General features: G+C 66.8%; 15 protein-coding genes, 1 tRNA gene and 1 pseudogene. 6 read left to right on the forward strand and 11 right to left on the reverse strand.

What is annotated here, in order from left to right:
- Positions 1-11: 11 nt before the first annotated feature.
- Positions 12-1,160 (reverse strand): CtpF protein, encoded by a 1,149-nt coding sequence (locus IGS74_RS17690; protein WP_192387868.1) that lies wholly within the window; start codon positions 1,158-1,160, stop codon positions 12-14.
- 150 nt (positions 1,161-1,310) lie between these two features.
- Between IGS74_RS17690 and IGS74_RS17695 the strand changes: the two genes are divergently transcribed.
- Positions 1,311-2,504, forward strand: a complete 1,194-nt coding sequence (locus IGS74_RS17695) for a phosphopentomutase (RefSeq protein WP_192387870.1) — start codon at positions 1,311-1,313, stop codon at positions 2,502-2,504.
- 95 nt (positions 2,505-2,599) lie between these two features.
- Complete coding sequence (gene upp, locus IGS74_RS17700; RefSeq protein ID WP_192387872.1) at positions 2,600-3,229, forward strand: uracil phosphoribosyltransferase; 630 nt, start codon at positions 2,600-2,602, stop codon at positions 3,227-3,229.
- A gap of 6 nt (positions 3,230-3,235) precedes the next feature.
- On the opposite strand, the gene deoA is transcribed toward upp, so the two are convergent.
- The 4 genes from deoA to IGS74_RS17720 are packed head-to-tail and all read right to left on the reverse strand — an operon-like array spanning position 3,236 to position 6,452.
- Positions 3,236-4,549: a thymidine phosphorylase gene (gene deoA, locus IGS74_RS17705; protein WP_192387874.1), complete on the reverse strand. Its 1,314-nt coding sequence runs from the start codon at positions 4,547-4,549 to the stop codon at positions 3,236-3,238.
- Positions 4,549-5,280, reverse strand: a complete 732-nt coding sequence (gene deoC, locus IGS74_RS17710; protein WP_192387876.1) for a deoxyribose-phosphate aldolase — start codon at positions 5,278-5,280, stop codon at positions 4,549-4,551. Before deoC ends, deoA begins: the two co-directional genes overlap by 1 nt.
- Positions 5,281-5,286: 6 nt before the next feature.
- Positions 5,287-6,063, reverse strand: coding sequence for a purine-nucleoside phosphorylase (locus IGS74_RS17715; RefSeq protein WP_192387878.1), 777 nt, complete (start codon positions 6,061-6,063; stop codon positions 5,287-5,289).
- Positions 6,060-6,452, reverse strand: a complete 393-nt coding sequence (locus IGS74_RS17720) for a cytidine deaminase (protein ID WP_039191331.1) — start codon at positions 6,450-6,452, stop codon at positions 6,060-6,062. Before IGS74_RS17720 ends, IGS74_RS17715 begins: the two co-directional genes overlap by 4 nt.
- A gap of 99 nt (positions 6,453-6,551) precedes the next feature.
- On the opposite strand from IGS74_RS17720, the gene IGS74_RS17725 reads away from it, so the two are divergent.
- Together IGS74_RS17725 and IGS74_RS17730 are read left to right on the forward strand one after the other, a co-directional pair.
- Complete coding sequence (locus IGS74_RS17725) at positions 6,552-6,992, forward strand: thioesterase family protein (protein WP_039191327.1); 441 nt, start codon at positions 6,552-6,554, stop codon at positions 6,990-6,992.
- A complete protein-coding gene (locus IGS74_RS17730) occupies positions 6,989-7,189 on the forward strand; it encodes a SlyX family protein (RefSeq protein WP_039191325.1) in 201 nt (66 codons plus the stop codon). The genes IGS74_RS17725 and IGS74_RS17730 overlap by 4 nt, the downstream gene beginning before the upstream one ends.
- Before the next feature lie 10 nt (positions 7,190-7,199).
- On the opposite strand, the gene msrA is transcribed toward IGS74_RS17730, so the two are convergent.
- Together msrA and IGS74_RS17740 are read right to left on the reverse strand one after the other, a co-directional pair.
- On the reverse strand, positions 7,200-7,871 hold the full coding sequence (gene msrA / locus IGS74_RS17735) for a peptide-methionine (S)-S-oxide reductase MsrA (protein ID WP_192387880.1): 672 nt from the start codon (positions 7,869-7,871) through the stop codon (positions 7,200-7,202).
- Between the two features lie 69 nt (positions 7,872-7,940).
- A complete protein-coding gene (locus IGS74_RS17740) occupies positions 7,941-8,261 on the reverse strand; it encodes a hypothetical protein (RefSeq protein ID WP_192387882.1) in 321 nt (106 codons plus the stop codon).
- A gap of 256 nt (positions 8,262-8,517) precedes the next feature.
- Between IGS74_RS17740 and IGS74_RS17745 the strand changes: the two genes are divergently transcribed.
- Positions 8,518-8,607: transfer RNA gene (locus IGS74_RS17745), tRNA-Ser, on the forward strand.
- A 45-nt stretch (positions 8,608-8,652) separates the two neighbouring features.
- The gene (locus tag IGS74_RS20330) at positions 8,653-9,021 is read left to right on the forward strand and encodes a hypothetical protein (protein WP_246722668.1); all 369 of its coding nucleotides are present in this window, start codon (positions 8,653-8,655) and stop codon (positions 9,019-9,021) included.
- Positions 9,022-9,183: 162 nt separating this feature from the next.
- On the opposite strand, the pseudogene IGS74_RS20335 reads toward IGS74_RS20330, so the two are convergent.
- The 4 genes and pseudogenes from IGS74_RS20335 to IGS74_RS17765 form a co-directional block, all read right to left on the reverse strand.
- A pseudogene (locus IGS74_RS20335) lies at positions 9,184-10,227 on the reverse strand (recombinase family protein); the annotation flags it as partial.
- Positions 10,224-10,610, reverse strand: a complete 387-nt coding sequence (locus IGS74_RS17755) for a MarR family transcriptional regulator (RefSeq protein WP_192387884.1) — start codon at positions 10,608-10,610, stop codon at positions 10,224-10,226. The pseudogene IGS74_RS20335 and the gene IGS74_RS17755, both read right to left, overlap by 4 nt.
- 18 nt (positions 10,611-10,628) lie before the next feature.
- Entirely contained in the window at positions 10,629-10,931 is a 303-nt protein-coding gene (locus IGS74_RS17760; protein WP_192391906.1) for a hypothetical protein, read from the reverse strand.
- A gap of 143 nt (positions 10,932-11,074) precedes the next feature.
- Positions 11,075-11,296 (reverse strand): DUF2274 domain-containing protein, encoded by a 222-nt coding sequence (locus tag IGS74_RS17765; protein ID WP_192387886.1) that lies wholly within the window; start codon positions 11,294-11,296, stop codon positions 11,075-11,077.
- Position 11,297 lies beyond the last annotated feature (1 nt).

Consider the following 11,297-nt stretch of genomic DNA (forward strand, 5'->3'; position numbering starts at 1 on the left):
TTCCAGACGTGTCAGTTCGGTGCGGGCACCCGGCCCGTGATCACATGGGTCATCCGTGTAAGGCTTCGCGTCAAGGGGTGGTCCGGCGCGGCCTCGGCCAGCATCCTGCCGCGCGCGGATGCGCCCGCAAACAGCGACGGCGCGTAGGGCAACGCCGCCAGAAGGTTCAGCCGCCCCGGCTCGGCGAAATCGGCTATGGGGATTTCGTGCGCCCTGGCCGCCCCGACCTGGTTGATCACCAGCCAGGGGCGCGGCAATGCCGGCTCCAGCGTTTCCAGTGCGTCGACGAGCCCGGCGACGTTGCGCAGGCCGGCAAGGTCCGGCGTCGTCGTCACCACGACGGCATCGGCAGCCTTCAGGTAATTGCGTATGGTGGCGTTCCAGCCATGCGGCACGTCCATCATGACGATGCCGGCGGCACGGCGCGCGGCATCCAGAGACTGTGAAAGCGCGCGTCCGGACGGATCGGCCCGCCAGTCGTGCGGCAGGGCCAGCAGCGACAGGCGCTCGCTGCAGGCAATCAACCCGGCGTCCTGCGGCGACAGGTCGAAGTTCAGCGCCGCGGTGCCGAAGGCAGGGTCCAGATCGGCCAGCACGACCTTGTCCTTGAACAGGCGTGCCGACAGGAAGGCAAGATTCTGCGCCAGCATCGACGAGCCCGCCCCGCCCCGCGCGCCAATGAAGGCGATGCTGCGCGGGTGGCCGGCCGCCGGCTCTGCCGGTTCTATGCGGGCCAGGGCCCCGACGATGTCGGCAACGTCCACCGGCTGCGACAGGTAGCCCGACACGCCCCTGCGCATCAGTTCGCGGTAAAGGTCAACGCTGGAGGCATTGCCGATCACCAGCACCCGCGTCTCCGGGTCGCAGACTTCGGCCAGATGGTCCAGCCGGTGCAGCAGGTCCTCGGGCGCATCGTCCGACTGCAGAACCATGAGATGCGGCGTCGGACGCCCGGCGTAAAAGCGTTCGGCCGCCTCGATGCCGCCCATGCGCACGCGTACCGTCAACTGCGACAGCACCGGCGCCTCCGCCGCGCGGCGCAGGCACGCAGCCACCCGCTCGTCCGCGCAGAAGGCGTGAAGCAGCAATGGCGGAAGCCTGGGCACGACCCCGCCACTCGCGGCGGTGTACGCCTCTTCCGATGGGCCGGCGGAGTGCATGTGCGGCAGAGCGTCCCCGTGCTACGCGATACGATACGGGCGGTTGCAGCCGCCGGGCGCCATCCTGCCGCCCAACCGATAAAGGGTGGATTAACGCGGCAGGCCCATCTCGCTATGAAGGGCCGAAAAGAGCTTACGGAGTATACCCGCATGGGGCGCGCGCTTCTCATCGTCATGGATTCGTTCGGCATCGGCCAGGCGCCGGATGCCGGTGCCTATGGCGATCTCGGCGCGGATACCTACGGACATATCCTGCAGGCTGCCGCCCAAGGCGCCGCCGACAGGCCGGGCCTTCGGAAAGGCCCCCTGCGGCTGCCCAACCTTGGCGCGCTCGGGCTGGATGCCGCCGCAGGCCGCGGCGCTCCGGCATCGCTGCAAGGCCGCTACGGATCGGCTTCCGAGGTTTCGCGCGGCAAGGATACGCCCTCCGGCCACTGGGAAATCGCCGGTGTGCCCGTATCGTTCGACTGGGGCTATTTCCCGCGCAGCGTTCCGGCGCTGCCGGCCGCGCTGACGGCCGCCCTCGTGCGGGAGGCCGGACTTCCCGGCATTCTCGGCGACAGGCACGCGTCCGGAACCGAAATCGTCGCCGAGCTTGGGGCCGACAGCGTGGCCAGCGGCAAGCCCATCGTCTACACATCCGCCGACAGCGTTCTGCAGATCGCGGCGCATGAGGAGCATTTCGGGCTGGACCGGCTCTACGGCCTCTGCGCCATCGCGCGCCGGCAGGTCGACGCGCTCAGGATCGGGCGCGTCATCGCCCGCCCCTTCGCCGGAACGCCCTCCGGCGGTTTCACCCGCACGGCGAACCGCCGCGATTATTCCGTTCCACCGCCCGAACCCACCCTGGCCGACAGGGCAACGGCGGCAGGCAGGAAGGTTATCGGCATCGGCAAGATCGGCGACATCTTCGCCGGGCGCGGCATAAGCGAAGTGCGCAAGGGCGCGGGCAACATGGCCTTGTTCGATGCGATGCTGGAGGCGATGGACGATGCCGGCAATGGCGACCTGATCGTCGCCAATTTCGTGGATTTCGACTCCCTCTTCGGGCATCGGCGCGATGTCGCCGGCTATGCCGCCGCGCTGGAGGCGTTCGATGCCCGCCTGCCCGAGCTGTTCGCACGCCTGCGCCCCGGCGATCTTGCCGTCATCACGGCGGATCACGGCTGCGACCCGACCTTTGCCGGCACCGACCATACGCGTGAGAACGTGCCGATCCTGATGTTCGGGCCCGGTATCCCACCCGGTGCCATCGGCCACCGCGACAGTTTCGCCGATATCGGCGAAAGCGTCGCGGCGCATCTTGGCCTTGCGCCGGGCCGCCACGGACGCAGCTTCCTGTGAACCGCGCACAGGCGCCGGCTTGGCGTGGAGGCCGACAGGCTTTAGAGCGTGGTACAGATCAGGACAGACAGACCGAACCACCCGCGCGAGGTTTTATGACAGGCGTCACCGTAGTCGACCATCCGCTCGTCCAGCACAAGCTGACATTGATGCGAAAGAAGGAAACCTCGACGGCCAGCTTCCGCCGCCTGCTGCGGGAGATCTCCACGCTGCTCTGCTACGAGGTGACGCGCAATCTCGATCTGACGACGACGCGCATCCAGACGCCCATGACGGAGATGGAATCGCCCATTCTGGAAGGCAAGAAGCTTGTCTTCGCCTCCATCCTGCGCGCCGGAAACGGCCTTCTGGAAGGCATGCTCGATCTGGTGCCCGCCGCGCGCGTGGCGCATGTGGGCCTCTACCGCGACCACGATACGCTGGAAGCGGTGGAATACTACTTCAAGGCGCCGGAAGATCTCGGCAGCCGGCTCGTGATCGTGGTGGACCCGATGCTGGCCACGGCCAACTCCGCCATCATGGCCATCGACAAGCTGAAGGAGCGCGGGGCGCGCAACATCCGCTTCCTGTGCCTGCTGGCCGCCCCCGAAGGTATCGAGCGGTTTCGCGCCGCGCATCCCGATGTCAGCGTCTTCACCGCCTCCATCGACGATGGCCTGAACGAAAAGGGCTACATCATGCCCGGCCTAGGCGACGCCGGCGACCGGATGTACGGCACCAAATAGGCGACGTCAGGTCATGCGCGCCAGCACGGGCGCGCTTGCGGTTCCCTCTTCGGCCAGCCGATAAGCCGCCCGCACCCGTATGGCGGCATCGGCCGCCGCGGCCTCGCTGCGCGCATGCACGACGGCAAGCGGCTGGCCGCGCTCCAGCCTGTCGCCAAGGCCGGCAAGCTCCGCCAGGCCCACGGCATGGTCGACGGCATCCTGCGGGCGTGTGCGCCCGCCCCCCAGCGCCACGACGGCAAGGCCGACCGCCCGCGTGTCGATGGCGGCCACCGTACCCGGCCCATCCGCCGTCACCGCCAGCCGAACCGGCGCGGACGGCAGATGGCTTTCCATACGCTCCAGGAAATCGATGGGCCCGCTCAATGCGGCGACCATCCGGGCGAAGCGGTCGGCGGCCATGCCGCCCTCCAGCGCCGCGCGGGCCTTGGCCACGCCATCCGCCGGACCTTCGGCCAACCCAGCCAGGTCCAGCATCTCGCCGGCCAGCGCCAGCGTGACCGCCTCCAGCCGGGCATCGCGCCGCGCGCCGGTCAGGAAGTGCACCGCGTTGCGCACCTCGAGCGCATTGCCGGCATCGCGCGCCAGGGGCTCGTCCATGCCCGTCAGCAAGGCGCGCGTCGGCATGCCGGCGCCGTTGGCGACGTCCACCAGGCTGTGCGCCAGCAATTCGGCCTCGTTCCTTGCCGTCATGAAGGCGCCCGAGCCGCATTTGACGTCGAGAACAAGCCCCTGCAGGCCGGCCGCGAGCTTCTTCGACAGGATGGAGGCGGTGATCAGCGGCACCGATTCCACCGTCGCCGTCACGTCGCGGATGGCGTAGAGCCGCTTGTCGGCCGGGGCCAGGCGCCCGGTCTGGCCGATGATGGCGCAGCCCTGTTCGGCCACGATGCGACGGAACGTCGAATTGTCCGGCGCGACATCGTAGCCCGGTATCGATTCCATCTTGTCCAGCGTGCCGCCGGTATGCCCCAGCCCGCGCCCGGAGATCATGGGCACGGCCGCCCCGCAGGCCGCGACGATGGGCGCAAGCATCAGCGAAACATTGTCGCCGACGCCGCCCGTCGAATGCTTGTCGACGATGGGCCGGTCGCTGCCGCTCCAGTCGAGTACGTCACCGGAATCGCGCATGCTGGTCGTCAAGGCCACGGTCTCGTCACGGTCGAGGCCGTTGAAAAAGACCGCCATCGCGAATGCGGCGGCCTGCCCCTCGGTAACGCGTTCATCAGCGAAACCCGCGATGAAATCCCGGATGTCGCCGGCACCGAGCACGCCACCATCGCGCTTGCGGCGGATGGTTTCCTGCGGCAGTCCCGCCATCAATACCCCTCCTGGCTCTCGGCGGAGGGCTGTCCCTCGGCCACCGCAAGAAGATCAATCAGCAGGCTCGACGCGCCCAGGCGGAAGGTCGCAGGGCCGACCCAGCCCGTGCCCATCGCGGCCTCCGCCATATCGAAATAGCGCCGCGCCTCCGAAAAGCCGCGTATGCCCCCCGACGGTTTGATGCCGGCCGCACGGCCGGACCGGCGCAGCGCATCCAGCATCACGGCCACCGCCTCAGGCGTTGCGCCCATCCGCGTCTTGCCGGTGGATGTCTTGATGAAATCCGCGCCGCCCTCAAGGGCTGCCTGCGCCGCACGGGCAATGGCGCTCGCGTCTTCACGCTCGCCCGTTTCCAGTATGACTTTCAGGGTCCGTCCCTCGCAGGCGTCGCGCATGGCGGATACCTCCGCCACGGTCGCCTCCCGGCTCAGGACGTAATCGATCTCGTCGGCGCCATCGGCAATGGCCTGCGCCGCCTCTTCCACCGATGCACCGACATCCGCGGTCCCGGACGGAAAGTTCACCACGGTTGCGATGCGCATCCGTTCTCCGGCGAGCCTGCGCGCAAAAGCCACGAAGCGCGGCCAGATGCAGATCGCCGCAACCGGCCCGACCTGCGTCTGCGCCCGGGCGATCAGGGACGCGATATCGCCTTGCGCGCAGGTGTCGCTCAGGTCCGTCAGGTCGAGACAGCTCACGAGCAGGCGGGCGAGATCCTGATCTTGCATGGGGGCTTACATCTCCGGCACGGCTTTTTGCAGGATCGCAGCCAGTTTCGCCCCGCCGATCGGGGCGGCTTGCTGCGTATGGGCGTGGGACAACGGCGTATCCGCCAGTCCGGCGCCGAGATTGGTGATCACCGAGGCGGCAACCACCTTCAGCCCCAGATAGCGGCACAGGATGGTTTCCGGCACGGTCGACATGCCGACGGCATCGGCCCCCAGGCGCCGCGCCATGCGGATTTCAGCCGGGGTTTCGAAGGAGGGGCCTGCAAACCAGGCATAGACGCCGGCATGGAGGGCGATGCCCAGAGCCTCGGCGGCATCCAGCAGCCGCGCGCCAAGGGCCGGATCGTAGGCGTTCGTCATATCCACGAAGCGGCGATCGCCCGGTATGCCCGTCAGCGGGTTGGCGCCGGCAAGGTTGATATGATCCTCGATCAGCATGACGTCGCCCGGCTCCATCGCCGGGTTCACGGCGCCGGCGGCGTTGGTCTGGATCACGGTGTCGATTCCGGCGTCGCGAAGGGCTTCCAGCGCGGGCCGCATGGCGGCCGCATCGCCCGTCTCGTAGAAATGTGTCCGGCCGGACAGAAGGCACACGGGTATGTCAGCGAGCGTTCCGGAGATGACTTCGCCTGCGTGGCCGGACACGCCGGCGGCTGGAAACCCGTCCAGGTCGGCATAGGCGATCCTGGTTTCCACGGTGACCAGGCTTTCCAGCGCAGCCAGTCCGGAGCCGAGAATCAGCGCGATGCGCGGACGGTTGGCAAGGCGGGCGCGAAGCGTCACAGGGCGTCCGCCGAAAAGCCGCGCGGAAACAGGTCTTCGAGGAGAAGCGTCTCGACCACACCCTCCACCGGATCGCAAAGATAGACGCGCGTATCCGGCGCGCCGAATTCGGCGATCCGCTGCCGGCAACCGCCGCAGGGCGTGCAGGCCCGAAGCCGTTCGGCCACGATGGCAATCTCGTCGATCCGGCCACCGCCATCCATCACCATATGCGCGATGGCGCTGGTTTCGGCGCACCAGCCCTCGGGGAAGCTGACCACCTCGACATTGCAGCCGGAAAAGATGCGCCCGTCGGTCGTGCGCAGGGCCGCGCCCACGGGAAAGCGCGAATAGGGTGCATGCGCCTTGCGCATTGCAGACCGGGCCAGGCCGAAGAGATCCGCGCTCATGCCATCCTTTCGCTGTTGGGGCGCCGGGCGCCGTCGCCACGAAGACTTACAGCATCGCCGCGGCATGCTCTATACAGGCATGCGAACAGGGAGCTCACGATGTCGCAGCCACAGGTGCCCGGCCGCTCGCGCCGGAACGACTATGCCCATTTCATCGAGGTGCCGACCCGCTGGTCGGACAATGACAGCTACGGCCACCTCAACAACGCCGTCTACTATTCCTATTTCGACACTGCGGTCACGCGGTTCCTGATGGAGATCGCGCCCCGCGTCGACGGCCCCATCCCCATGTTCTTCGTGGTGGAAACTGGATGCCGCTATCTTGCCGAGGCGGCCTATCCGGACATCCTCACGCTGGGCATCCGCATCGGCAAGCTCGGAACCTCGTCGGTGCGCTACGAACTCGGCGTATTCAGGGAGAATGGCGAGGAGGCCGTGGCGGAAGGGCTCTTCGTCCATGTGCACATCGATCCGCAGGCGCGGCGACCGGCTCCGCTGAGCCCGGAGCTTCGCACACTACTGGAGACATATGTTCGATGACGGACAGGATCGCCGAACTGGAGATGGCCCTCGCCCATCAGTCCCGCATGGTGGAGGAGCTGTCGGGAGAGCTGGCGCGGGCCTTCACGCAGATCGAACGCCATGAGAAGGCGTTGAAGGAGTTGGCCGAGCGGTTTCTGGCGCTGGAAGACGTGGCGACGCCGCGGCCGGAAATCACCCGGCCGCCGCATTATTGATCGCAGGCGGTCACGCGGCCGCAACCGCTCCGGCGCCGATCGGGCATGAGACGCCCGTGCCGCCCAGGCCGCAATATCCGTTCGGATTCTTCGCCAGATATTGCTGGTGGTACGCCTCGGCGTAGTAGAACTCCGGCGCGTCGACGATCTCGGTGGTGATCTTCGCCGTCACGCCGGCGTCGTTCAGCGCGCTCTGGTAGGCGGCAAGGGCGCTTTCGGCGGCCTGCCGCTGTTCCGGCCCGTCCACATAGATGCCGGAGCGGTATTGCGTGCCCACGTCATTGCCCTGTCGCATCCCTTGCGTGGGGTTGTGGCTCTCAAAAAATAGCTTCAGCAATTGCGCGTAGCTGATCCTGGCTGGATCGTAGGTTACGAGGACGACTTCGTTGTGGCCGGTACGGCCACTGCACACTTCCTCATAGGTCGGGTTGGGCGTGTATCCGCCGGCATAGCCGACGGCTGTGCCGAGAACGCCGTCCGCCTGCCAGAAGCGGCGCTCCGCGCCCCAGAAACATCCAAGGCCGAACAGCGCGGTACGCGCCCCCTGCGGCCAGGGCCCCTTGAGGCTCCCGCCGGTGACGTAGTGCGTCTCCGCGGTGGCGATCGGCGTGTCGCGACCTGGCAAAGCGGCGGCCTTTTCCGGCATTTCGGACTTGCGCAGGAGACGGTCGAGAATGGACATGCGACCCTCGTTTCTGATCGTTTGGTGAGGGCCTCAATGTGGGATGCGGCGGGCCGCCCGGCAAGCCCGTCAGTGCCGCAGGGCGGTTCGGCGGCGGATGGCGGCCGGACGGGCAGTCGCTCCGAACAGGAACAGTGCCAGCACGACCAGCGTCGGCGCGGCCGGCAGATGCGCCATGTGCGCCCAGGACCAGGCAAGGATGTCGGCGCCGGTTCCGCTTGGGGTCGGCAGGCCGTCCGGCATATGCGGCGCGGCCAACGTGGCCGCTTCGGCGATGTCCATCAACCGCCAGTCCGATGCCGCAAGGGATCGCGCGGCATCGCCGACGCCCAGCACACAGGCTGCTGCCAGAACGAAGAAGGCGACGAATCGAAGTACGAAGCGGATCATGAATAAAGGCCTGTTCCCGCCTGTTTTCGAACCTGCCGACCGATATTGCGGCCGGGATCAACCTATCGTGGCGATGGTTACGGCAAGATTACCCGTTCGCGACGGTCACGCCAAAAGAAAGTTCGCGTGGCGCTTCGCAGAGACTTGAACGCGAAGCGGTTCTGGCTATAGTTCGCGCCGACCGGTTCGAATGCATCTTCCCTTTACAGGCTGGATGGCTCGCCCGCCCCTTGGGGCGGTGCCGACGCGGACCGACGGAGGGGTGGCCGAGTGGTTGAAGGCGCACGCCTGGAAAGTGTGTATACGGGAAACCGTATCGGGGGTTCGAATCCCCCTCCCTCCGCCATTTCAGACCGCCTCTGGGCACGCCAATCGCCGCCGATTGCCGCCCTTGGCCGGCAATAAGCGTCCTCAGCAGCTCCGTCTTCGATCCCATGAGGCGGATCGCGTCGTCCCCGACCTCCACCCGCTGCGCCAGCGAGCGCAGGTGATCCCGCCGATAGCCGCCTTCCGTGCCCCGGATTCGCTCGCGCGCGTGTCGGGCAAATCCTTGGATCATCGCCGGGCTGATAGCATTGTGGCCGGGGCTGTCGAGAAGGGCTTGCGCACGGTCGGCATCGGCCTTCGCCTGATCGCGGATCACCTTGAGACCGGCGATGCGCTCCTTAAGCGCCGGGTCGTCCAGATCGGCGACGCCCGCCTCGATGGCGTCGTAGAGCCGCTTGAGGCGCATTTCCGATTCGGTCGCCCGGCGCTGTAGCTCGGCTATGTGCTCGCGACGGCGCTCGGCCTGATCCGAGCGGCGGCCGAGGACGCTGCCAAGCAAATCCTCCAGCCGGTCGGGATCGAGCAAGCGGTCCTCGATATGGCTGACGATCATCTTGTCGAGCCTGTCCATGGGGATCGCCCGGCCCTTGCAGCCGGTCTCGCCCTGCCGGGCCTTGATCGAGCACGCATAGTAGCGGTAGCGGCCACCCTTGCCGGTGCGGATGGTCATGGCCCCACCGCAATTGCCGCAATAGCAGATGCCGGTCAGCAGGGTCGGCCCGATCACGACGCGCGCCGGAAGCTCGGTCTTCGGGTTGCGGGCCTGCAAGCGCTGCTGGATCGTGTCGAAGGTCTCGCGGTCGATGATCGGCGGCACCGCGACGATAACGGTGCCCTCGGAGGATTGCGCGTCATTGTGCTTGCTGCGCTTCCCCCATTCGTGCTCGCCGATATAGGTGCGGCGGGTCAGGATGCGGTGGACCTGACCGATGCCCCAGCGCCCGCCGTCGCGGGTGAAGATGCCCTTGGCATTGAGATATTTGACGATGGCCTTGACGCCCATCTGGCCGCTGTCGCACTCGCCCTCCAGGGCAAGGCGATAGATCAGCCGGATCGTGTCGGCGTGCAGCGGGTCGATTTCGAGCTTCTTCTTGGTCTTCGTTCCGCGCTGCTCAGCCGCAACGACGCGGTATCCGATGGGCGGCAGCGCGCCGTTCCAGAAGCCCTGCCGGGCGTTCTCCTTCAAAGCGCGCGTGACGTGCTTGCCGTTCTCCTTCGACTGGTATTCGTCGAAGAGCGCCATGATCCGGCGCATCATGTCGTGGATCGGATCGTCGCCCAACTCCTGTGTGATGGAGACCACGCGCACGCCGTTCTTGGCGAGCCGCCGATAGTAGAACTCCATGTCGAAGGCGTCGCGGAAGAAGCGAGAGAAGCTGTGGACTAGCACGATGTCGAAGGGCGCGGGCTTGGACGTGCCTTCCTCGATCATGCGCTGGAACTCGGGGCGGCGGTCGTTGGTCGCGGTGTTGCCCGGCTCCACGAATACATCGACGAGTTGGTAGCCGCGCGCCGCGCAATAGGCTTCGCCCTGCTTGCGCTGGTCGGGGATCGACACGTCATGCTCGGCTTGCCGGGCGGTCGAGACACGCAGGTAAAGGGCGGCGCGCAGGGCGACGGTGGGAGACTGGACGTTCATTTGCGGGCTCCTTTCTTGCGGCGCTCGAACAGGGGCAACGCCAGTTCCACGCGGTCGAAATTGACCTTGGGCTCCAGCTTGAGGCCCTTGCCCTTCTCCATGCGGATCAGGCCGTAGCTCTCCATTTTCTTGAGGGTGCGCGAGACATTGGGCGTCGCGCGGCCGGTGATCTGCGCCAGTTCCTCCAGCGAGCCGGGCTCCTGCTCGTGGATGATGCGCAACAGCTCGCGATTGCCTGCCGATAACAACCGGGCGAACGATTCCGTCGAAGGGAACCAGACGGTCGGATCGCCGGGCGCGGGCTTTTCCTCGCCCTTGCCGATCCGCATGGTTCTGGCTTTCATTTCTTCGGGATCGGCGATCCCTACCTTGAGTGTCGCCATGACAAAGCTCGCTCTATCTCATGGCTTCTCATTATCATCACGAGATAAGACTTGCAAGTCTTTTGGCATATCGACCGAGCCGAACATCTCGTCGAAAACATCGGAGAACCAGCGCTCGAACACCTGAATTTCGGCCTCGGTGATCGGCACCTTCTCCGGCCAATCGTCGATGACGGGCAGCTTCTCGACGTCGAAGACATGCGGCGGTGGGTTGCGACGCGGCTCCGGCTCGTCGGCATAGTCGTAGAGATCGTCGGGACGCGTGTTCGGGTCGGGCTGTGTGAAGCGCCCCTTGCGGGCGCAGCGGCGTTTCGGGCGCATGGAATCCTCCGTGTTCGCCAGTGGATTCCGGGGCGCTGAAAGCCCCGGATCAGGCGAAGCATGGAGGGGGACCGGCGGCCTGTAGCGTGCCGCATTTGAAGGGGTGCGCTGGCGGCACCCCCCGTAAGGATGCCGCCGGCTAGTCAGCCGGGCGTACGCCGTGCCTTTGCGAAACCGCGATCCGTGGCGATGAACCGCTCCAGCATGGGCACGATCAGCCTGACGGGATCGGCGGCGGGCCGACCGCTCTCACGGGCCAGCACCTCGGCATAAGCCACCAGATCACGGTGAAGCGGCGCGGGCAGTTCCACCGTGATCTTGACGGGTTTGTCATCGGGCAGCGGCCCGAGCTTCAGTTTCGCCATG

This window comes from Aureimonas sp. OT7 (assembly GCF_014844055.1).
Lineage (GTDB): Bacteria > Pseudomonadota > Alphaproteobacteria > Rhizobiales > Rhizobiaceae > Aureimonas > Aureimonas altamirensis_A.